The sequence below is a fragment of the Pseudoalteromonas sp. Z1A8 genome, assembly GCF_011378855.1.
Taxonomy (GTDB): domain Bacteria; phylum Pseudomonadota; class Gammaproteobacteria; order Enterobacterales; family Alteromonadaceae; genus Pseudoalteromonas.
The window spans coordinates 66,913-90,106 of record NZ_WTLB01000014.1; the positions used below are offsets into that span (position 1 = coordinate 66,913).

The following is a 23,194-nucleotide window of genomic DNA, read 5'->3' on the forward strand; positions in this document are numbered from 1 at the left end:
TTCACTCTCTCTCATTTCTTGACTCAAATACTATTTTCTAGCACTCTGTAGTTGTTTTTTATAAAAAATTTAACTTAAGTAGTAGAAAAGGATCAACTAGTGTTTAAGCTTGCAAATAATGGAAACGTTTTACTTGATGTAAAAGAGCATATTCCTCCCAGCGCTGCATTTATTTTAGAGGCTCTCGAAAAGTCAGCTTTTTGCGACTGCAAAATAAATCATGATGCTATTAATGATTTTTTTAAAAACGAAAACACACAACAAACCCTGATTGTAGCAACAAAACACAATGCCACTTTAAATGTAACTATTAGCGACGATAAAATGCTGGCTATTGGCGAGCTAACGCTTGCCCAAGGCGGAAAGCTATTAAGTCTAGAAGATGCAAAAAAACAGCTTATTAAAGCAGGAATTGTGCGTGGCTATAAACAAGCATTTTTAGAGCTGTTACTGCAAAAGCAATTTGAGAACACAGCGGGTTCTGTATTTAAAGGAGTATTAGCAAAAGGCAGGCTCCCAAGTGATGGCTTAGCAACTAAATTAATTGCAACAGTAGAAACCTTAAAAGATCGCTTAAAAACACCCAAGCTCAAAGAAGATGGCAGTGTGGATATGCGTGATTTTGGCAAGCTGGCAAGTGTAGAGCCAGGCTCTGTACTTATTCGTCAGCAACCAGCAACCCCCGGCAAAGAAGGCTTTACTGTAGTAGGCGACATACTGCCCGCAAAACCTGGAGAAAATAAGCAATTAGTTGCTGGTGAAGGTACCGAAATATCAAAGCTAAATCCGCTTGAGCTAGTCTCTACTATTGCAGGTGTTCCTGTTGAAATAAATAACGGTATGCGTGTCGACGATATTTTTACCATTTCAGATGTAAATGTAAAAAGCGGCCATATTGACTTTCAAGGCAGTGTTATTGTCACCCGCAATATAGACCCTGGTATGAAAGTAACCGCTAAAGGTGATATTACTATATTTGGCACTGTTGAATCTGGAGAGCTTACCGCCGGCGGAAACATAACTGTTAAACAAGGTATTATTGGCCATCAACAATCAGATAATAAGTCACTTTCTTGCAAACTAATTGCGCTGGGTGATATCCATGTATCTCACTCACAGTATTGCTACCTAGAAGCAAATAATATTTTTATTGATCGCCAAACAAGCCACTGTGTAATGAAAGCTAAACGCTTACTGCAAGTTGGTCAATCCGACTTACCTAAGGGTAAAATATTTGGTGGTGAAATACTTGATGCAACGACCCTCATTGCTGGCGAAATAGGGAATGAGTCAGGCGCTAAAATGATTATTAATTTAGCGGCTTCTGGCGCTGAAATAACCGCCGATACCGATAACTGCTTTAAAGACTTAGCTAAAACAGATTCGCAATTAGATGCACTGCAAGCGGCGCTAGAAAAAACTGATTTAGTGAAAGACATCGAAAAAAAGAAAATATTAATTACTAAAATTGGTGCTACTCAAAAACATTATTGTGAGCAAGCAGAACAGTTAGAAAAACGTCTTTCAAACTTAGATCACGACTTACATGATTTGCTTAACGACGCTAATTTAGCGGTAAATTCTGTTTTGCATTCAGGTGTAGAAATTCATATTTTTGATAAAGTGCTAAAAACAATCCGTAATTACCCTCCTTGCAACGTTAAACTTTTGAATAACAAAATCGAAATAGAGTTTAAAACAAGCTAAAAACTGAGTGCTCTATTGAGCACTCAAATTAATTCACGTTTTAAAGTAAACCGCTTACCTCAGCATGTGTTTTCTGCGGCCATACACCCACTTGTACTTGGCCAATATGTTGCTTTTGCAGTAATAACATAGCTAGCCGCGACTGACCTATTCCACCGCCAATTGTTTGCGGGAATTTACTTTGTAGTAGCGCTTTGTGCCAATCAAACTCTAAGCGGTCTTCATCACCTGTTGTACTTAACTGCGCTTTTAAAACCTCAGGGCTTACACGTATACCCATTGATGATATTTCAAATGCATCTTCAAGTACTGGGTTCCATACTAAAATATCACCATTTAAACCCATGTATTCATCGCATGTTGGTGTAGACCAATCATCGTAATCAGGGGCTCTTATATCATGAATTTTGCCATCTCCCAGCGCGCCACCAATACCAATTAAAAATACAGCACCATATTCTTGTGCAATAGCTTTTTCGCGTTGCTTAGCACTAAAGTCAGGATACATTTTACGTAGCTCTTCACTGTGCACAAATTTTATGTCGCCTGGTAAAAATGGCGTTAAACCATAAGACTCACTTACAAAAGCTTCCGTCTCTTTTATCCCTTTATAAATAGATTGGACAGTTTGCTTGAGCGTTGCCAGCGAACGCTCTGTGGTTTCGTTAATTACTTTTTCCCAATCCCACTGATCAACATATACAGAATGAATAGGACTTAATGAGTCTTCATCTGGGCGCAAAGCCTTCATTTGAGTGTAAATCCCCTCACCAACACTAAAACCATACGTTGCCAGTGTTTTACGCTTCCACTTAGCCAGTGAATGCACCACTTCGTAGCGGCTATCTGTAATCGCTTTCACATTTACAGCAACTGCATTTTCATGACCGCTTAAGTTATCTTGCGTGCCGTCGCCTACTTTGGCCAAAATAGGGGCTTGAACCTCAACTAGCCCTAGTTGCTGCTCTAATTGTTGTGAAAAAAATTGCTTAACTTTACTTATTTGCTGCTGTTGCTGCACATAGTGTGAACTCATAATAATTGGCCTCATTCCCAGTTATTGTTACTTGCTTAATTGATAAAAAGCACTCTAACCTGCGCCTTTAATGAGGTTAATGTAACGATATAAAGAATTAATTCAATATCCTATAACAAAAATAGCTTTAATATATAAAAACCATTAATTAAGTGATATAAAAACCATATATTCGATAATTTAATGAGAAAAATAGAATGGAAAATTATTTGATCGATAATCTCGATAAACAGATACTGCATGCGTTAATGGCAAATGCCCGTACTGCGTACGCCGAATTAGCAAAAAGATTTAATGTAAGCGCAGGGACAATTCACGTAAGAATTGAAAAAATGAAGCAAGCAGGGATCATTACAGGAACGCAATTAACGATTAATACTAAACAGCTAGGCTACGATGTATGCTGCTTTATAGGCATTAACTTAAATAACGCACGTGATTACCCACAAACACTTATAAAGCTAGAAGCATTGGAGGAAGTGGTAGAGGCTTATTACACAACAGGTAACTACAGTATATTTATAAAAGTAATGACAAAGTCCATTGATCACTTACAAGATGTGCTAATTAATAAAATACAGGCAATAGAAGCAATTCAATCGACAGAAACACTTATTTCTCTACAAAACCCAATTAGCCGTACGGTAATGCCTTAACTGTAAAAATCTCGTATAATTGCCGAAAAAAGAGGATAACCATGCAGCAAACTCGCTATCAAAGAATCGAAGACGTACTTTCGCGCCGTCAAACAGACTTAACCGTGTGCCTAGAAGACGTGCACAAACACCATAATTTATCTGCAATAGTACGAAGTGCTGATGCGGTTGGTTGCCATCACGTACATGCTGTATGGCCTGAAAAACAAAAATGGCTAACAAATAACACCTCTGGTGGCAGTAAAAACTGGCTAGAAACGCACCTACACAGAAACATTGATGATGCCGTAGTGGCAATGCGTGAACGCAATCCAGAAATACAAATACTCGCGACTCATCTATCAGAAGATGCCGTTGATTTTAGAGAAGTAGATTACACCAAGCCAACGGCTATTATTGTTGGACAAGAAAAAACCGGCATATCAGAAAAAGCCCTAGAGTATGCCGATCAAAATATTATTATTCCAATGCAAGGCATGGTGCAATCGCTAAATGTTTCGGTTGCTGCTGCGCTAATATTGTTTGAAGCACAGCGCCAACGTGAGCTGGCTGGTTTATATAATAGAGATATGCTGAGCGCCGAAGTTAAGCACCCACTTTATTTTGAAGGTTGTCACCCTATTATTGCAAGGCAGTGCAAGCAAAAAAAATTACCTTACCCTGCACTTGATGAAAACGGCGAAATAGTCGCTGATGAGCAATTTTGGCAAGCTTTAAAACATACTTGATGGACTAAAGCTCTGTAAGTACACTTAACTGACTCACAAATAATAAGATTGGTACAATTTGTCTAAACCTAGCTTAAATCAATACCCAATTACAGAGCTCAAAGGGGTCGGCCCAAAAATGGCTGAGCGTTTGTTAAAGCTAGGTATTTTAACTGTGCAAGATATGCTTTTTCATTTGCCACTTCGCTATGAAGATCGCACTCGCTTATACGCGATTAGCGAGTTGTCACTTCACAGCCACGTAAGTGTTGAAGCAACAATTGAAACAAGCCAAATAACGTTTGGTAAAAGGCGTATGCTGGTTTGCCAAATCAATGATGGTACTGGCAGGCTAACATTACGATTTTTTAATTTTACCGCTGCACAAAAAAACGCATTTAGTGCTGGTAAAATAATACGTTGTTTTGGTGAAGTGCGACGTGGCCGCGTTGGCTTTGAAATGAGTCATCCTGAATACAGCATCAGCGATACCTCTAACGAGCAGCCGGTAGCGACCACATTAACGCCCGTTTATTCAACAACCGAAGGTTTAAAGCAACTATCGATTAGAGCTTTAAGCGAACAGGCTATTGATTTACTACATAAATACTCCGTAGAAGAACTACTGCCTTCACAGTGGCAGCCATCAAATATGCCACTAAGTGACGCCTTATTATTACTGCATCGCCCACCAAATGATGTTGATGTAACTGCATTAGAGCAAGGTACTCACCCAGCTCAACAACGCCTTGTATTTGAAGAATTACTTGCACAAAATCTCAGCTTATTAAAAGTACGAGAGCAAGGGCAACAAGTGAAAGCCGTGGCATTAAATCCGGTAAACACATTAGAAAGCCAATTTTTAGAGCAACTTCCTTTTGCACCCACAAATGCGCAAAGCCGCGTAGTTGCTGAAATTAAAGGTGATATGCAACACGCGTATCCCATGATGCGTTTAGTACAAGGCGATGTAGGTTCAGGTAAAACTCTGGTAGCGGCACTGAGTGCACTAACCGCTATTGCGCAGGGCTTTCAAGTGGCTTTAATGGCGCCAACAGAGATTTTATCAGAGCAACATGGCGTTAATTTTACAACGTGGTTTAATCCGCTCGGTATTTCAGTTGCTTGGCTTGGCGGTAAAACAAAGGGTAAAGAGCGCGTAGCAACACTTGAAAAAATAGCCTCCGGTGAGGCGCAAATGATTGTAGGTACTCACGCTTTATTTCAAGATGAAGTAAAGTTTAATAACTTAGTGCTTATTGTTATTGATGAACAACATCGCTTTGGTGTCCACCAGCGTTTATCACTGCGTGAAAAAGGTAAGTTTGGTGATTGTTACCCTCACCAACTCGTTATGACCGCAACACCTATTCCACGTACACTCGCTATGACAGCCTATGCCGACTTAGAAACCTCGGTCATTGATGAATTACCACCAGGGCGTACGCCCATCACAACAGTGGCACTTCCTGATACTCGCAGAGACGATATTATTGCCCGCGTTAAATTAGCGTGTAACGAGCAAGGCCGACAAGTTTACTGGGTGTGCACGCTTATTGATGAGTCTGAAGTACTGCAGTGCCAAGCAGCGGAGGACAGCGCACTACAATTAAAAGAAGCACTACCAGAGCTAAACGTAGGTTTAGTACATGGCCGAATGAAGTCAGCTGAAAAACAAGCCATTATGAGTGAGTTTAAAGCAGGTAATATACATGTTTTAGTTGCCACGACCGTTATTGAGGTTGGCGTTGATGTACCTAACGCGAGCTTAATCATTATAGAAAACCCCGAGCGCTTAGGCTTGGCACAATTGCACCAATTACGTGGGCGAGTTGGTCGCGGCGCTACGGCATCGCATTGTGTGCTTTTATATCACGCACCGCTGTCTCACACCGCTCAAAAGCGATTAGGGGTACTACGCGATAGTAACGATGGTTTTGTGATAGCAGAGCGCGATTTAGAAATTCGTGGCCCAGGTGAAGTACTCGGTACAAAACAAACGGGTTTAGCCGAATTTAAAATTGCCGATCTTACCCGCGATAAGCACATACTCAACCAAGTAAGACCGATTGCACAGCAAATGCTTAAGCAACATCCAGAGGTTGTTGATCCGCTAATTCAGCGATGGTTAGGTAATAAGCAAAACTACGCGCAAGCGTAACCACTCTATTTTCGATATTTTTGAGTCTACTAAGCTAGCGATGCTAAATTAGAGGTGCTAAATTTATTCGTTAGCATTTTGAAGATATAAAAAAGTCAGCCCTAAACAATATAGAGCTGACAATACATATAACACTAATTATATTAAATTTAAGCTTTAGTAAGCTCAAAAATAAGTGATGTTTGCGGGAATGAAATTGGCATTTGTAAGCCAAACTGCATTAACGCTTCACCTGTAAATGTTTGGCCATTTACCGCAGCAATAGAAGACGGACGATATTCTTCAAATTTAACCGGCCACACTAAATTAAGTGTGTACTGTGCATCGGCATCAAGGCCAACAAAACGAAGCTTATTAGGCGCTGTACGCGGTGTTTCACGTACGCTGTTATAAGCAAACAACGCTTTTGATTTTTGCTCGTCGATTAAACCAAAATTAATTGATAAATCGTCGCTATCAAGGCGGTACAAATCGGCGCTATGAATAAACTCACGATGCTCTTTATGAAGCGCTATTGCCGCTTTAAGGGCATTGTATTCATGATCGGTCAGCTCACGTGGGTCCATTTCGATTCCCATGTGGCCAAACATTGATACCGCAGCACGCATTTCAATACTTACGTTACGCCCTGTGATATGACAATCACGCGGGCCTACATGTGCACCCATTACCGACGATGGGAAAAAGAACGAACACCCACGTTGTATTTCAAGACGATCAAGCGCATCGTTAGAATCTGATGTCCATACACGGTCGGTGTGTGCAAGTACGCCGTAATCTACACGTGCACCACCTGACGAACAGCTTTCTATTTCAAGCCCAAGATGCGCCGCTTTAATACGGTCAATTAGACGATAAAGTGCTAATGTTTGCTGGTGCACTGCTGGCTTACCATCAAAGTTACCCGCATGGTTAATATCGCGGTTCATATCCCACTTAATGTATTTAATAGTTGGGTATTCAACTAAAATGTCGTCAATCGCTTTGTATAAGTACTCAACAACTTCTGTGCGAGTTAAATCAAGCACTAGCTGGTTTCTAAAGCTTAGCTGTTCGTTATTTTCAGAACCTAAAACCCAATCAGGATGTGCACGATATAAATCGCTATCTGGGTTAACCATTTCTGGTTCAAACCAAATACCAAACTCCATGCCTAAGCTGTTTACATGGTCGATTACTGGCGATAAACCATCTGGGTAGATTTTGTAATCTACTGTCCAATCACCTAGCCCAGCGTTGTCGCCACGACGACCTTTAAACCAACCATCATCAAGTACAAAACGCTCAATACCTAACGGCGCTACTTTGTCGGCTAGTTGCTTAAGCGTGTCTACGTCGTGATCGAAGTATATGCCTTCCCATGTGTTGTAATGCACAGGACGTGTTTTTTCACGCTGTGCTTGGCTAAGTAAATTAGCTTTAACAAAACGATGAAAATTACGAGAAAGTGCACTAAAACCTTCACTCGAAAACGAGCCGTAAATGCTCGGGCTTTGGTAAGTTTGACCTTTAGCAAGCGTAAGCTCACCAGGAAGTAATAACTCGCCCATTTGCACATAACGGCGCCCTTCAGGTAAAAGCTCTGCGCGTAGTTTGTTGTTACCACTCCAACCTAAATGAAAGCCGTAACATTCGCCGTGTTGCTCACCTGCGCCTTCGTTATGTACTAATAAACCAGGGAATACATCATGTGACGTTTTGCCTTTACGGTTTTCGCGTACAAAACTGCCAAGCACTAAATCAACAGATTGACGTTGGAATTCGTTTGACCAGCGCCCTTCAAAACTTACTATTTTACTTACGCTATCTGGCAGCTGGAATGTTGGCGCCGCGCAAAAGTTAACACTTAATGGCGAATCGCCTAAATTAGTTAATACGGTATGCGCGCTCAATACGTCAGTGTTTTTATCAAGCGAAATACTGTGCACTACTTCAATACCACGAAGTTTATCTACACTTACAAATTCAAGTGTTGCAGCTGAAGGCTCACGTACTTCTTGAAGCTCTGGCCCTACTGACCATGCGATTGAGTCATTTACTAGCTCAAGCCCTGGCGCACCAGTAAAGCCCTCGCCTAATAAAGGAGATAGAGAAATAGGCGCTTCTTCAACCACGGCACATTTTACTTCTTGACGGGTAGCAAGCTGAGTTAGCATTGTTTCAGTTGTTTGCTCAGATAGGCGTTTACCAAAGTACAGTAACGCCGGTGTTTTGCTCTGGCAGTCGAAAATAACGGTGCTGTTTACACTGTCTAATCGATAAAATGATTTAGTGTCGGCCATGATTTTCCTATCCTCTTGTTCATTGTGTGAGTTATAAATATAACGAAAGTAACTTAGTGATACTAAGTATTAATGTGTCTCTCGTTCTTTGAGGCACAATCTATCAGATAGTGACATTCAACAATAATAGTATATATCATATAAATTGGGTTTTGATAGTCTTTACATCGCAAATAGTTAGATAAACTCACTGGAAGTACCACTGTAGCAAAAAGCTATAAACTAACCTTAACTTTGAAGTGCTATTACTAATTTTTTATACATATAAAAAATCGGCCAGAGTTGCCCCGTGACCGATTTTTTCAGCTTAAATTATTTATACGTTATTTTTGTACTTGTGCTTGGCCTGCGTCATCAAGTGCCGGTGTTTTACCTGCCCATTGTGCATTCAAACCAAATACCACTTTATTTACTATTAATGCAAAAGCTACACATACAATCAGTGTAATTGGCATTAAGTGAATGTAATGAATATCAGTATGTAGTGGTGAGCTTGCAAATGTAAGCATGCCGTACATTACAACACCTAAAATTACTGCTGCAATACCCGCACGTGCATCAACATTTTTAAACAATAATCCCACTACAAAAATAGAGAATATAGGCATACTTAGTAAGCCATTTAATTGCTGTAGTAAGTTAATAATACTATCTGCTTGCTGATAAATTGGTACAAGTACCAGTGTTAAGCTTGTTAGTAGCAATGTTACGTAACCACTTAGCTTTACAACACTTGGCTCTTTATTAAAATATGCTTCGTGAATGTCACATACATACAATGCGGTTGCTGAGTTTAATAAGCTGTTGTAAGTAGACAGTACTGCTGCAGCCATTGCCGCTGCAAATACACCGGTTAACCATGCTGGCATTACATCACCCACAATTCGACCATAAGCGGCGTCGCCAATATCACCATAAAGCTTAAACGAAATAATACCCGGTAATACCACGATTGCAGGGACGATTAAAAAGCGAATACCCGCCGCTGCAAATATACCTTTTTGCGCTTCTTTAACATTAGGCGCTGCCATTGCTCGCTGCGTAATTGTTTGGTTAGTACCCCAGTAATACATTTGAATGAAGATCATACCGGTTAAAAGTGTTGGCCAAGGAATAGGTGAATCAGCATCGCCAATTAATGTTAAACGTTCTTCTGGAATACCCGTAAAGTCATAATCAATTGCATTAAGTGCTAAAAACACCACTAAAACAGCCATACCGAGTACAAGTATACCGTTGTAAGTATCCGATACTGCAACTGCACGCAGACCACCAAAGAAGGCATAAACAGCACCAAGAATGGCAAAGGCGGTGGCAATATACATAAGCGGAATATCAACTTTAAACATGGTTTGCATAAACAGCGCACCAGAGTAGATTACCGCTGGCATATAAATAAGTGCATTACCTAAAAAGAACAACCCACCAATAACAGCGCGAATATGCTTGTTGTTATAGCGCTTTTCTAAAAGCTCTGTGGTGGTTGTACAGTTGTATTTGTAATAAACAGGGATGAATACTTTGGCTAAAATAATCAACCCTATAATAGCGGCAAGCTCCCACCAAACAAGCAAAGCCATTTGGTTACCATTCATACCTACAAGTTGGTCAGTACTTAAATTAGTTAATGTGATTGAACCTGCAACAAACATCCAAGTAAGGCCACCGCCCGCTAAAAAATACTCTTTGGTTTGGCTTTGTCCGTTATTACGATTTTGGCCTCGGCATTTCCAATAAGTAAGGCCACCAATTAAAGCGGTGACAAAAACAAAAACCACCAGCTGTAAAATGTTATCTGACATGTGTGTGTCTCCTGCGCGTTATGCGCAATGTCTGGGTAATAAAAAATGCACGCTACAGCGCGTGCGCATCTCGACTTAGTTCTAACTTAATCTGCTTTAAAGGCATAAGTTCGGGACGTTGGTTGTGCAGCTTTACCAATGCATTTAACTGAAACAGTGAAATGAGCATGCTGTTAAGCACACTTAAGTAACCCTGCTTTTGTAGTTCTGCAATGGTATTGCTATCTAATGTTTGCAGTTTGTCTTCATCAACGGTGCTCAAACCTTGAATGGTTTGGGTTTCGCCTTGTTCAAACTGCAATACAATATCTATGTTTTTAATGAGTCCTAAACGCGCAACTTCTTGGGTAAATTGATACGTTTGGTAATCATTTTTTAAATCGCTTTCTAACAACTTTTGCTGTGCACTTAAAAATAAACTTGGGTTACCTTTAGCATCAAATAGTGATTCACCCTGCTCGGTGTTTACGGCTAAGCTTTGCTCATCAATCGCAATAAAATAATCGCTACTATTTGCTTCTCGAGTCATTAAGTAAAGCGGCTGGGTTTGCATGCATACTGGTGTGTAAAGTGCCTGCCATTGGTTGTTATTTACCAATAGACTTTGCCCAGCACTAAAGCTTGTTAACGCTGATACGGTATAGCTGCCATTTTGTGCGTTACGTGCTAAAAAAACAGGTAAGTCGCAGGCTGCTTTTGCTATTTCATTTGCTCTTAAATTAACTAAATGCTGTTTTTTTGCGTATTCAACAGCGGCATTCGGGTTAATTTTTAATGTTTGGTGTTTGGTGTTTACTAGTTCACTAATAGCCATAGTTACACATCCTTAAACTGGGTTAGCTGCTAACCACTGCTCTATAAAAGCACGGTGCGGTGGTAAAGTTTGCAACATCTGCTGTGTAAGCTGGCTGTTACGTTCTATTATTTGTTTAGCTTGCGCGTCTTGTGAATACAAATACGCTTGTTTAGTAAAGTCAGGCTTAAAGCCCATACCGTACAAAACATACTGATAGCTGGCGGCTGGAAATAACTCTAATGCGCCATGAAAATCTTGAATAAGTGGGCCACGGCTTCCCCAAAGAAGTAAGTCTTCTTGCAAGGTTTGTGGAATAGTATCGGGCTGTACATGTGCTTGCCAGTAAGGTTCTGGGCGCTTGGTTAGCATGTAATGTAGTTTTAAAAAGTCGATAATACGCTGCCAACGATAATCCATCTGCTCATTAAAGCGCTTAGCTACAATAGGCATTACTTGGGTATCTGCTGGCATATGTTCGGCAACAAACCGTGCTGATATTTCAACAAGCATAATAGCAGTTGCCTCAAGCGGCTCTACAAATCCTGCCGACATACCAATAGCAACACAGTTTTTATGCCAAAACTTTTCACGATACCCCGATTCAAAGTTGATTTTACGGGCTGTTAAACCGTTTGCTGCATCGCCTAAATAATCTCTTAGGTTTTGCTCTGCTTCATCGTCTGATAAAAACTTGCTTGAATAAACATGCCCTACACCTCGGCGGTGCGTTAAACCAATATCCCAAATCCATCCAGCGTTTTGCGCTGTTGCTATGGTATGGCTCGCCAAAGACTCATCGCTTTCATCGTAATGAACTTGCATAGCCAGTGCGCTGTCGTTAAATAGCACGTGGTCCATTTTTTTAAATGGTACGTTGAGCGCTTGGCCTAATAACAATGATGAAAAACCAGTACAGTCTATAAATAAATCGGCGTTTATAGTGTGGGTTTGATCTTTTAGAGTAAGCTCATTTATTGCACCATCGTCATCAAGCTTTACCTGATCAACAGTACCAATAATATGCTCTACGCCAAGCTTACTTTTACAATGCTGTTTAAGCATTTCGGCAAAAGCGCCTGCATCTAAGTGATAAGCGTAATTACAATTACCTTGATATTCACCTTGCGCTATACCTCTTGGGGCTAAGCTTGCTTCGCAAATATCATGTTGAAAATTTGTTTGCTGTGCAAAGTCTTCAACATTATCTAAATAAGGGGCTAAATCTATACGGCCGTAGCCTAGCGGTACAGTAAATGGATGGTAGTAAAAGTCATTATTGCCATGAGTCCAATTTACAAACTTTCCACCTTGTTTAAAAGTGGCATTACAGGCTTTAAACACATCGACTTCACGCAAGCCTATTTGCTGAAGTGTGTTTTTCATCGTGGGCCAGGTACCTTCACCTACGCCAATTGTTGGAATGTCTGACGATTCAACCAATATCACTTTTAAGCCGTCACCATTTTGACTTTGGTGATACGAAGCTATAATTGCAGCGCTCAGCCATCCTGCTGTACCACCGCCAACTACCGCTACTGTTTTTATTGCTTTATTCATAATGGACTACTCTTTGAGTATTTTTGATAACGTTTTATACAACAAATGCCCGTTAGGGCATTTTGATTTAATGTGGTTTCATTTTAGCCAATTAGGTTGCCTAACATACATTACTGCTAAATCAACCTAATTGGTATTAGCACCAAAGTGCTGCAATGAAACAAGAGGCGAGAAATTCGCCTCAAGCATTAATTAAAACGATCCGCGAATACCAAACGCGTAACGTGAGCCATTATCTTCAACCGAATAGATTTGGTTAGCAAAACGACCTGTTTGTACTAACTCTTCTTCAGTGATGTTGATGCCTTCAGCAAAAATAGTGAAGTTTTCGTTAATATCGTAGCTTGCACTAATATCCCACTGACCGTAAGTTTCTACGTTCACTGGTTCACCGTTAAAACCATTATCAACTAAGCGTAAAAAACCTTCACGGTTGTTAAATGCAACACGTGCTTGCCAGTTATCTTGCTCATAAAATAATATTAAGTTTTGTGAATCGCCTAAACCTTCAAGTGCAAATGTTTGTGTAGTATCTGCACCTACGCTAATGTCACTATCTACGACAGTCGCATTGGCTATAATACCAAAACCATTTTCAAATATGTGCGTCACACCTACTTCGTAGCCAGTTACTTTAGCTGACTCACCATTTTGAGGGCGAGTTACTGTGTATATTTCTGAGCTACCATTAAGCTCATCATCTGCTTGGCCTGTACAAGTGGTACACGCAAAACCAGGACCTGAGCGGTCAGCCATTTCAAATGTTTCTTCACCTGTTAGCGTAACAATAAAGTCATCGACTTCTTTACTAAATACTGCAAAGCTAAATAAGTTAGCGTCGTTGTAGTACCACTCGTAAGAAATATCCCAGTTTTCTGACTGGAATGGCTTAAGTGCAGGGTTACCACCATTTGCTGTTAAGTTTTGACGGCGTGGTTCGTTAAACGTAGTAGCAGGAGATAATTGAGACATCGTTGGACGAGTAATACTGTCATACGTTGCAAAACGTAAAATCATATTGTCTTGCAGCTCTAACTTAACATTCAAAGATGGTAGTAAGTTTGAGTAGCTAGTGCCCTGTTCAATGTTCGTTGCTGGGCCAAATACGTTAGCAAATAATGTTGCATCAGTTGTTGGCACTACATCGCTAATAAAGCTTTGTATTGCAGCAACTTCAATATCAGTTTCTGAGTAACGCGCACCAAAGTTAACTGTTACAGGCATATCAGCTAGGTCAAAACCAAGCGTAAAGTCCATGTATAAGCTAGTGATGTCTTCGTTAATTGTGTAACGGTTATTTTGTAGTGTTGGTTCTACAGGGAAGCCTTGATCGGCTAGATAATCAAGCATTTTATCGCCATCGTAGCTATAAAATGTATCGATCAAACCTGGGAAGTAGTTACTCGCTTGGTAAGCTTCAAAATCAATTGCATCAAGTGGTGCTTCAGTACCGTAACCACAGAACTGACATTGAGTACCATAAACTTGAAAACTTGATTTTTCACGCTCTTGACGATAAGCACCAAAGTTAATGCGATCTACTGGGCCTTTATCTGGCACGTATTCAAAATCAGCTTTTACTTCAGTGATTTCATCTTCATCAGTAAACTGTAGACCCACTTCGTTATAGTGGAGGCGGGCAAGGCTAGGGTCTGGGAGTGAACCATTTTCAAAGCCATCATGCTGTACAGTAGGAATACTGCCCGTACCATCAAAGGTATAACTATTAATAATACCGACAACGTTAAAGCGGTCAGTACCTGCACGGTCATTTTCAGCTGTTGAGCGAGATACATCAAATTTTGCTTTTAATGAATCATTTACTTGCCAATCAACGTTAATACCAAATGCTTTATTAGTTACATCACGTGAGTTACGTGTATGTGATACAAAGTCACTTGCAGGGTCGCCACTTGGCGCACCTAAACCAACGTCTTGAGAGAAAGTTAAAAGAGTACCTGTTTCTGGATCAATCGTTGCGCTACCTACGCGGTCTGGTTCAAACCAAGAGGCTAAATCGCGCACTGTTGAATCAACTTCAAATTTTGAAATCATACCATCAACAGTAATCGTAACATCGTCAGATGGTGCGTATTGCAATACTAAACTTGCGTTTGTACGTTCACGGTCTTGCTCATCAACTACTTGGTCCCAGTTACGAGGAATGTATGCATTTTCAAACAATACACCATCTGTTGGGTTAGAAATTGTTTGGCCACCGCGCCAACCTGCCGTTAAAATTTGGTTATTTTGAAGTTTACGTTGTTGATTAGTGATGGCAAAAAGAACGCCTAACTTATCATCGTTAAACGTATTACTTATTAAGAATGATGTTGATGGAGATACTTCTTCAGAAAGGCTTTCATACATACCTTTAACTGAACCTAAAATATGTAAACCACCAAAGTCAAAAGGACGTGCTGTGGTTACGTTAACCGTACCACCAATGCCACCTTCTTGAAGTGTGGCTGTATTACTTTTATAAATATCAGCACCGGTAATTTGATCAGCGGCTAATACATCAAAGTTGAATTCACGACCAGCACTGTCTGTCGCAATTTGACGACCATTAACAAGTACAGTATTAAATTGTGGACCAAAACCACGAATAGTTACCGCTTGGCCTTCACCACCACTACGGTCAATTGCTACACCTGTAATACGTTGCAGAGATTCTGCTACGTTTAAATCAGGAAATTTACCAAGATCTTCTGCTTTAATCCCGTCTGTAACAACATTAGATGCTTTTTTATCTAACATTGATGAACGTAAGCTGCTGCGGATACCCGTTACTGCGATAACTTCAACATCTTCATTTACTACTGTAGGCGCATTGCCTTCAGCGCCTTGAGCTGCAACGTTTCCGCTTGCCAATATGCCAGTAATAGCAATACTGATCGCGGTTTTCTTGTTGAACGATAACTTATTGTTAATTATCATTTTTTAAAAACTCCTGATTGTGTGTAGTCGTTGTGTCGTTGTGTCGTTGTGGTAGTGCATATAGTTTCAAATACTATTTATATTATAAATACTTTAAACCAGCAAAAAGTGCAACCTTTTCCTGAATTATGGATAGCATTTAATCACCGTATTTTTGCTTTTAATTTTCTTTAAATTAACATTAAAATACTGTATTCACTCAGAAAAAGAGTAAATAATAACCTGTTCGTAATCCTCTTCCGGTAATAAATTAGCTTTTGGAAAATTTTCACGATTTGGCGCATCTGGCCAATTTTGCGCTTCAAAACACAAAGCTTGTCGTGCTTTAAAAGGCGCACCTACAAAGTTAGCGGTGTATAACTGCATACCTGGCTGAGTGCTTTTTAGCGTTAAATTAACGTTCGTGTGTGGCGAAGTTAACGTAGCCATCGTTTTTAAACTGCTGTCATCATTAAAAATATAGCAGTGATCAAAACCATTGCCAGCTTCTAGCTGAGAATGTGCGGCGCTTAATGCCTCACCAATTTGAGCTGATTTAGTAAAGTCAAAGCAGGTGCCGGTGACTAATGCGGCTTCATTGAGTGGAATACTTGTTGTATCGATAGGAAGATAGTGATTAGTATTAATTTGTACAAAATGTTCATTAATTGATTCGCTGCCATCAAGGTTAAAATAACAATGGTTAGTAAAATTAACGAGTGTTTCTTTGTTAGTTATCGCTTTAAAGCTCAGAGTAAGCTCGCCGTTTTTAGCACTAATCGTTTGCCAAACCTGCAACTCACCGGGGAACCCTTGTTCGCCATCGGGTGAGCAATAATAAAGCTCCACTTCACTTTCACTTTGTTTAGTTACTTGCCAAAGTACTTTATTAAAGCCTTTAACACCGCCGTGCAGGCTATTAGGGCCATTATTTGCTTCTAATTGATACTGCGTACCAGATAAGTTAAAACGCCCCTTTGCAATGCGATTAGCGTATCGCCCTACTGTTGCACCTAAGTAAAATGGGTTTTCAAGATAGTATTGAGGATCATCGACGCTAAGCGTCATTTCTTGTTCTTTAAATTTAATGCTTTTTATTATTGCGCCAAATGGCAAAATTTCAGCTGTTAAATTTTGACCATCACTGAGCTGAATAACTTGTAAAGGTTGGTTATTGGCAATTGATGTCACACGCATTCTCCAATCAGATTACCGAATTAACATTTCCTGTTATAACGGCGCAACAATATATAATATAAATAGTATATAACTAAAGCCTGTAACTCAATCTAAATACGTTAAAATTTCTCGACAAAAATTACAGCTGCCATCATATATTTACAATAATTCAGCTCAGTATGGGCTTATGTAAAATATAAGCCTCGTAAGGTTAACTGCTTTGGTAAATATGCTCGTTAAGCGCTGCTTTTTCGTCAATGCTAAGTGCTTGCTTTGATTTAGCAATAAAGTCGTACCTCACCATAATGGCCTTACCTATTGCGCAGCATTTATCGTGTTGCCACGCTTCTTGTCTCAGCGTAAAAGAGCTAGTGCCTATGTGCTCTACAGACGTTTTAACTGTTACCTCATGGCCGTAAAATAATTCACCGACAAATGATACTTCAACTTTGGCGATAATCAATTTCCAATCGTGTGGATTTAAGTCCGGTGTAAAAAACTTAAAAATAGGTCCACGTGCGACTTCAAACCATACTGGGAGTACGGTATTGTTAATGTGTCCGAGTGCATCTGTTTCGCTAAAGCGCGGCATCACTTTTTCAATAAACATAAAAATCCAATAATAATTATATAAAGGTAAACCATGACGGACTTTATACGCGTTGTTGATAACGCATTAAGCGATGAATTTTGCGATCAATTTATTACCACATTTACGCAAAGCCCACATGTAAAACAAGGGGTGACCTCAGGCGGTGTCGACTTAAATAAAAAAGACAGCCACGACCTACACCTAAACAATCACCCAGAATATGCTCAGCAATTAAAACACATACAACAAACGACTGCACAGCATGTTTTTAACTATGTTGAAGAACATATTTTTATGATGATTGGGGCGTTTGGTTTAAAGGTTTATCACCCAAAAACAGGAGACGTTGTCGATTTAACCCAAGATAACTTTGATGAAGTAGGCAGGCCGCAATTACCTATGCTTGTGCAGCAAATTTTTAGGCTTGGCAATATTCAAGCTCAAAAATACGAGGTAAATAAAGGTGGCTATCCTTACTGGCACAGTGAGGTTTACCCGCAATTACAGCATAACGAGGCGTTGCATCGCGTGTTGCTATTTATGTTTTATTTAAACGATGTAGAAGAAGGTGGTGAAACTGAGTTTTACTATCAAAATCGCAAAATAGCCCCTAAAAAAGGCACCATGGTTATTGCCCCTGGCTACTTTACACATACTCATAGAGGTAATAAGCCAGTATCAAACGATAAGTATATTTTAACATCGTGGGTACTGTTTAATCGTGCAGAACAAATATATGGTGCGCCAAAGAGTTAGCGCACCAAAACTTACATGATTAACCGAGTAGTTCATCAAATAAGTCAAACAACTGATCTAGCTCTTTAATGGTGTTGTAGTGCATACAACCAATGCGCACTACTCCGCCTTTATCAAGCACATCTAACTGCTTACACAAACCTTGCGCGTAAAAGTTACCATCCCACACGCATATGTGTTGTTTACCTAAAAATTCTGAAACAGCACGCGGCTCAAGCCCGTCAAAAATTAAAGCAAAAGTAGGTGTACGCTCGCTTAAGCGATCAAAGTCATCAATACCAAATAGTTTAATACGAGGATAATTAACTAAGCGCGTTAAAAAGTGCTCACTAAGTGCCATTTCGTGCTGTTTAGTTTTAGCAAAAGCAATACTTAGCTTTTCACGGCGTGAATGGCTGTCGTCAAGCTCGCTAATTGCTGCAATGTAATCAACTGCCGCAATAAAACCAGCCATAGCTTCAAAGCTTTGTGTGCCGGTTTCCCAGCGACCTGGCGCTACGTCTTTAGCAGGTTCTACTTTATAAGGTGTAAACCCGTCTAAATGCTCTTTTTTACCGTAAACCATACCTAAGTGCGGACCAAAAAACTTATACGCAGAACACGCTAAAAAGTCGCAATCAAGTGCTTGTACGTCTACTAGTTCGTGCGGTGCATAATGTACAGCATCAACATAAACAAGTGCGCCTACAGCGTGAGCAAGCTCTACAATACGTTTGATATTGTTAATTGAACCTGTGGCATTTGACGCGTAAGTTACCGCTACAAGCTTAGTATTGCTGTTTAATAAGCTCTCAAATTGCGCCATATCTAAGCTACAATCAGCTTCGTTAATAAGTGCTGTGTTAACTTTAACGCCTTTATCTTCAGCTGCTTGTTGCCACGACGACACGTTTGAGAAGTGATCAGCATTGGTTACAATTATTTCATCGCCAGTCTGCCAGTCACGTGAAATAGCACGGCTAAAACTAAACGTAAGGCTGGTCATGTTTGGGCCAAACACAATTTGTTGTGAGCTAGGCGCATTAAGTAAATCAGCGGCTGCTTGGCGCGCATTCGCCATCAATTCAACGGTTTTATCGCTTGAGAAAAACGCGCCACCTAGGTTCGAATTATAATGACCTAAATAAGCGGTCATAGCATTAAGCACCGATGTTGGTACTTGCGAGCCACCTGGTCCGTCTAAAAATATCGGCGATTTACCATCAACGTTTTGCATCAATGCAGGAAACTGCTCACGTAATTGCGTTATGTTCATGCTGATTCCTTAAGACGTTAATACAAAACAATCCAGGTAACCTGGTTTGCTAGTATCAATTTTGTTCATCGGTGTTGCGTTATGCCACACTTGACGGTCGTTTATTAATGCAAACATGCCGTCTTTTATTTCCATTTTAAAACACGGTTCAGCTTGCTTGTTTTCATATACAAGTAGCTCGCCGCCTTCTAAATTTTCGTGAGAAACACCGCATATACATACATGATCAAAACCATCTTGATGCACGCCTTCTGGCGCTGCAGGTGTATTGCTATCAATGGCAAGCATACGGAATTGATGGATTTCAATATCACGTTCTTCATCAATACCGGTAAGTTGGCGAAACTCATTCACAATGCTTTTCATGCCTTCTGACTCAAGTAAACTTTGCGCTAGGTTTTCGTAAGTACGCTCTACATTACCCTGAAAAGTATTAATTGAATCATCTTGAACAAATGCTTTGGCTTGTTGTAGCTTTATTTCACCATTTTGCATTTTAACTACTGAGTAACGACGTTTACGAAAGGCACCATCTGCATAAGGATTAGCAGGCAGGTTATCAAAAGAAGGCTTAACCAAATCAATATTTGCTTGGTTAACAAAACGTAGTTGCAGTAAATTCTGGTTGTTTAATGCTGTCATAAAATCTCGCCTAAAATAATGAGAATATTGGTGAGGATTTTAATGCATATAGAAAGGAATTTTTGCTTTATTATTTATGTTTAAATCAATTATTAGCTAAATTCAATATAATAAACCATAAAATAGAGCATTAACTATCTAATATTTATTTTAGCTAATAAAAAACCCGCCGAAGCGGGTTTTTAAACAAACTCTAAAAATTATACAGCTTGTTGAATAATCACGTTGTCTGCTTTTTTAGTGTAAGCAGGCATACGGTGGAAGTTCAAGTAACGGTATGTATCTGACGCCGTTGCGTTGATCTTCGCTGCATATTCTTGGTACTCAGCAGCTGTAGGTAATTTACCAATGATTGCAGCAATTGCAGCAAGCTCAGATGATGCTAAGAATACGTTTGCGCCATTACCTAAACGGTTAGGGAAGTTACGTGTAGAAGTAGATACTACAGTCGCTTTATCTGCAACACGTGCTTGGTTACCCATACACAGTGAACAACCTGGAGTTTCGATACGTGCGCCAACACGACCAAAGATACCGTAGTAACCTTCTTCCGTAAGTTGGTCTTTGTCCATCTTAGTAGGTGGAGCAACCCAAAGTTGAGTTGGAAGTTGACCTTTAAAGCCATCAAGCAACTTACCAGCAGCACGGAAGTGACCAATGTTAGTCATACAAGAACCGATGAATACTTCATCAATTTTCTCGCCAGCAACATCAGAAAGAAGACGCGCATCATCTGGGTCATTTGGAGCACAAAGAACAGGCTCTTTAATCTCAGCTAAATCAATTTCAACGATATGCTTGTACTCTGCATCAGCGTCAGCTTCCATTAGTTCTGGGTTAGCTAACCAATCTTGCATTGCAGTAATACGACGTTCAATCGTACGTACATCGCCGTAACCTTCAGAGATCATCCACTTAAGCATAACAATGTTAGACTCAAGGTACTCAGAGATAGACTCTTTAGAAAGTTTAACTGTACAACCAGCTGCAGAACGCTCTGCAGATGCATCTGATAATTCAAATGCTTGCTCAACAGTAAGGTGCTCAACGCCTTCAATTTCTAGTACGCGACCAGAGAATTCGTTAATTTTACCTTTTTTCTCAACTGTTAATAAACCTTGCTTGATACCGTAGTAAGGGATTGCATGAACAAGGTCACGTAACGTGATACCTGGTTGCATTTCGCCTTTAAAACGAACCAAAATAGATTCTGGCATATCAAGTGGCATAACACCGGTTGCTGCTGCGAATGCTACTGCACCCGAACCTGCTGGGAATGAAATACCTAATGGGAAACGTGTATGTGAATCACCACCAGTACCTACGGTATCTGGTAATAACATACGGTTTAACCATGAGTGAATAATACCATCGCCTGGACGAAGTGAAACACCGCCACGGTTCATGATGAAATCAGGAAGCGTATGGTGAGTGCTTACATCGATAGGCTTAGGATAAGCTGATGTATGACAGAATGACTGCATTGTTAAATCTGCAGAGAAACCTAAACATGCTAGATCTTTAAGTTCATCACGTGTCATAGGACCTGTTGTATCTTGCGAACCAACAGTTGTCATTTTAGGCTCACAGTACTGACCTGGACGAATACCTGCAACGTTACATGCTTTACCAACCATTTTTTGCGCTAGTGTGAAGCCTTTATCAGAAACTTCTGTTGCTGTTGGCACTTTAAATACGTCAGTTGCACCTAAGCCTAGTGATGTACGCGCTTTATCAGTTAAACCACGACCGATAATTAGTGGAATACGACCACCAGCACGAACTTCATCTAAAATCACATCAGATTTAAGCTCAAAAGTAGAAATCACTTTATCAGTACCATGTTGCTTAACAACACCTTCGTACGGATAAATGTCGATTTGCTCACCCATGTTAAGCTCATCAACATTTAATTCGATTGGTAATGCGCCTGAATCTTCCATTGTATTGAAGAAGATTGGAGCAATTTTATTACCTAAACATACACCGCCAACACGCTTGTTTGGTACGAACGGGATATCATCGCCCATAAACCAAAGTACAGAGTTAGTTGCAGACTTACGAGAAGAACCCGTACCCACAACATCACCTACGTAAGCAAGTGGTAAACCTTTAGTTTTTAATTCTTCAAGCTGAGTAATTGGACCTACTTCGCCCGCTTTATCAGGTGTAATACCGTCACGTTCAATTTTTAGCATTGCTAAAGCATGAAGTGGGATATCTGGACGAGACCATGCATCTGGTGCAGGTGACAAGTCATCAGTATTTGTTTCGCCAGTTACTTTAAATACAGTAACTGAGATCTTTTCAGCAACAGCTGGTTTATTAGTAAACCATTCTGCATTTGCCCAAGACTCGATAATTTGCTTAGCGAATGCATTACCCGCTTTTGCTTTTTCTTCTACATCGTAGAACGCATCAAACATAAGTAATGTATTTGAAAGGCCTTTAACTACGATTGGTGCAAGTGTTTCGTCATCAAGTAGGTCAATCATTGGTGCGATATTGTAACCGCCCAACATTGTACCTAATAATTCTGCCGCTTTTTCTTTAGAAACAAGTGGAGAATTAGTTTCACCTTTAGCTACAGCTGCTAAAAATCCCGCTTTAATATAAGCAGCATCATCAACACCTGCAGGTATGCGGTGGATGAATAAATCTAAAATGAATTCTTCCTCACCTGCCGGTGGAGTTTTTATTAATTCAATAAGATCAGCTGTTTGCTGAGCATCTAATGGCGCTGGTACGATACCTAACGCGGCACGCTCTTCTACGTGTTTACGATAATCTTGTAGCACAATATTGCCCTCTTGGTGACGTGAAAGTATTCGGTAGCGCTTCATGCGCAAATAAGTTACCCAATACTTATAGTATTCTAACGCGTGATTATAAAGCTTTTATGGATAGATGAAAATCCATCCAGTTACGCAACTGATTATACCGATTATAAATACTATGAATAGTGGTTGTAGTAAAAACTATTTTCATGAATACTTGTTAAGTAAGAATCATTACCATTAACTAATATTAATTTATTACAGCCATAAAAAAACCCAGCCTAAGCCTGTCTCTTGATCACAAGTCTGGCTCAAGAGATTTTGCTAAATCGTAGCCTTCCAGGATGGCTTGTAACTTAAGCCATCCTTG

Annotated in this window: 16 protein-coding genes; 5 read left to right on the forward strand and 11 right to left on the reverse strand. The window is 40.1% G+C overall.

The genetic code is table 11. The features are described 5' to 3' along the window. Positions 1–99: 99 nt before the first annotated feature. Positions 100–1,707 (forward strand): FapA family protein, encoded by a 1,608-nt coding sequence (locus tag GQR55_RS07630; RefSeq protein ID WP_166420109.1) that lies wholly within the window; start codon positions 100–102, stop codon positions 1,705–1,707. Between the two features lie 40 nt (positions 1,708–1,747). Here the strand turns inward: GQR55_RS07630 and asnA are convergent, their stop codons facing one another. After that, positions 1,748–2,743, reverse strand: coding sequence for an aspartate--ammonia ligase (gene asnA / locus GQR55_RS07635; protein WP_166420110.1), 996 nt, complete (start codon positions 2,741–2,743; stop codon positions 1,748–1,750). A 197-nt stretch (positions 2,744–2,940) separates the two neighbouring features. Between asnA and asnC the strand changes: the two genes are divergently transcribed. From asnC to recG, 3 genes are read left to right on the forward strand one after another with little or no spacing between them, the layout of a single operon-like run. After that, positions 2,941–3,399, forward strand: coding sequence for a transcriptional regulator AsnC (gene asnC / locus GQR55_RS07640; protein WP_002958822.1), 459 nt, complete (start codon positions 2,941–2,943; stop codon positions 3,397–3,399). Positions 3,400–3,440: 41 nt separating this feature from the next. Beyond that, positions 3,441–4,127: a tRNA (guanosine(18)-2'-O)-methyltransferase TrmH gene (gene trmH / locus GQR55_RS07645; protein WP_076925783.1), complete on the forward strand. Its 687-nt coding sequence runs from the start codon at positions 3,441–3,443 to the stop codon at positions 4,125–4,127. A gap of 58 nt (positions 4,128–4,185) precedes the next feature. Next, a complete protein-coding gene (gene recG / locus GQR55_RS07650; RefSeq protein ID WP_166420111.1) occupies positions 4,186–6,267 on the forward strand; it encodes an ATP-dependent DNA helicase RecG in 2,082 nt (693 codons plus the stop codon). Between the two features lie 149 nt (positions 6,268–6,416). Here the strand turns inward: recG and GQR55_RS07655 are convergent, their stop codons facing one another. The 7 genes from GQR55_RS07655 to GQR55_RS07685 form a co-directional block, all read right to left on the reverse strand. Then, the gene (locus GQR55_RS07655) at positions 6,417–8,549 is read right to left on the reverse strand and encodes an alpha-galactosidase (RefSeq protein WP_166420112.1); all 2,133 of its coding nucleotides are present in this window, start codon (positions 8,547–8,549) and stop codon (positions 6,417–6,419) included. Positions 8,550–8,872: 323 nt separating this feature from the next. Continuing rightward, a complete protein-coding gene (locus tag GQR55_RS07660; RefSeq protein ID WP_166420113.1) occupies positions 8,873–10,351 on the reverse strand; it encodes an SLC5 family protein in 1,479 nt (492 codons plus the stop codon). Positions 10,352–10,403: 52 nt separating this feature from the next. After that, the gene (locus tag GQR55_RS07665) at positions 10,404–11,165 is read right to left on the reverse strand and encodes a SapC family protein (protein WP_166420114.1); all 762 of its coding nucleotides are present in this window, start codon (positions 11,163–11,165) and stop codon (positions 10,404–10,406) included. A gap of 12 nt (positions 11,166–11,177) precedes the next feature. Beyond that, positions 11,178–12,704: a tryptophan halogenase family protein gene (locus GQR55_RS07670; RefSeq protein ID WP_166420115.1), complete on the reverse strand. Its 1,527-nt coding sequence runs from the start codon at positions 12,702–12,704 to the stop codon at positions 11,178–11,180. A 192-nt stretch (positions 12,705–12,896) separates the two neighbouring features. Further along, entirely contained in the window at positions 12,897–15,644 is a 2,748-nt protein-coding gene (locus GQR55_RS07675; RefSeq protein WP_166420116.1) for a TonB-dependent receptor, read from the reverse strand. Positions 15,645–15,839: 195 nt separating this feature from the next. Further along, positions 15,840–16,814: an aldose epimerase family protein gene (locus GQR55_RS07680; protein ID WP_166420117.1), complete on the reverse strand. Its 975-nt coding sequence runs from the start codon at positions 16,812–16,814 to the stop codon at positions 15,840–15,842. 199 nt (positions 16,815–17,013) lie between these two features. Beyond that, the gene (locus tag GQR55_RS07685; protein WP_165728316.1) at positions 17,014–17,412 is read right to left on the reverse strand and encodes an acyl-CoA thioesterase; all 399 of its coding nucleotides are present in this window, start codon (positions 17,410–17,412) and stop codon (positions 17,014–17,016) included. Positions 17,413–17,445: 33 nt separating this feature from the next. Between GQR55_RS07685 and GQR55_RS07690 the strand changes: the two genes are divergently transcribed. Continuing rightward, positions 17,446–18,150, forward strand: coding sequence for a 2OG-Fe(II) oxygenase (locus GQR55_RS07690; RefSeq protein ID WP_166420118.1), 705 nt, complete (start codon positions 17,446–17,448; stop codon positions 18,148–18,150). Positions 18,151–18,169: 19 nt separating this feature from the next. Here GQR55_RS07690 and GQR55_RS07695 read toward each other — a convergent pair whose 3' ends face one another. From GQR55_RS07695 to acnB, 3 genes are all read right to left on the reverse strand, one after another. After that, the gene (locus GQR55_RS07695) at positions 18,170–19,405 is read right to left on the reverse strand and encodes a cysteine desulfurase-like protein (protein WP_166420119.1); all 1,236 of its coding nucleotides are present in this window, start codon (positions 19,403–19,405) and stop codon (positions 18,170–18,172) included. Between the two features lie 9 nt (positions 19,406–19,414). After that, complete coding sequence (locus GQR55_RS07700; RefSeq protein ID WP_166420120.1) at positions 19,415–20,047, reverse strand: 2OG-Fe dioxygenase family protein; 633 nt, start codon at positions 20,045–20,047, stop codon at positions 19,415–19,417. 200 nt (positions 20,048–20,247) lie between these two features. Then, the gene (gene acnB, locus GQR55_RS07705) at positions 20,248–22,845 is read right to left on the reverse strand and encodes a bifunctional aconitate hydratase 2/2-methylisocitrate dehydratase (protein ID WP_166420122.1); all 2,598 of its coding nucleotides are present in this window, start codon (positions 22,843–22,845) and stop codon (positions 20,248–20,250) included. Positions 22,846–23,194 lie beyond the last annotated feature (349 nt).

Excerpts from the sequence above, each read along its gene's own strand:
- asnA (WP_166420110.1), bottom strand. The coding sequence starts at position 2,743 with ATGAGTTCACACTATGTGCAGCAACAGCAGCAAATAAGTAAAGTTAAG.
- asnC (WP_002958822.1), top strand. The coding sequence starts at position 2,941 with ATGGAAAATTATTTGATCGATAATCTCGATAAACAGATACTGCATGCG.
- trmH (WP_076925783.1), top strand. The coding sequence starts at position 3,441 with ATGCAGCAAACTCGCTATCAAAGAATCGAAGACGTACTTTCGCGCCGT.
- GQR55_RS07655 (WP_166420112.1), bottom strand. The coding sequence starts at position 8,549 with ATGGCCGACACTAAATCATTTTATCGATTAGACAGTGTAAACAGCACC.
- GQR55_RS07660 (WP_166420113.1), bottom strand. The coding sequence starts at position 10,351 with ATGTCAGATAACATTTTACAGCTGGTGGTTTTTGTTTTTGTCACCGCT.
- GQR55_RS07665 (WP_166420114.1), bottom strand. The coding sequence starts at position 11,165 with ATGGCTATTAGTGAACTAGTAAACACCAAACACCAAACATTAAAAATT.
- GQR55_RS07670 (WP_166420115.1), bottom strand. The coding sequence starts at position 12,704 with ATGAATAAAGCAATAAAAACAGTAGCGGTAGTTGGCGGTGGTACAGCA.
- GQR55_RS07675 (WP_166420116.1), bottom strand. The coding sequence starts at position 15,644 with ATGATAATTAACAATAAGTTATCGTTCAACAAGAAAACCGCGATCAGT.
- GQR55_RS07685 (WP_165728316.1), bottom strand. The coding sequence starts at position 17,412 with ATGTTTATTGAAAAAGTGATGCCGCGCTTTAGCGAAACAGATGCACTC.
- GQR55_RS07690 (WP_166420118.1), top strand. The coding sequence starts at position 17,446 with ATGACGGACTTTATACGCGTTGTTGATAACGCATTAAGCGATGAATTT.
- GQR55_RS07695 (WP_166420119.1), bottom strand. The coding sequence starts at position 19,405 with ATGAACATAACGCAATTACGTGAGCAGTTTCCTGCATTGATGCAAAAC.
- GQR55_RS07700 (WP_166420120.1), bottom strand. The coding sequence starts at position 20,047 with ATGACAGCATTAAACAACCAGAATTTACTGCAACTACGTTTTGTTAAC.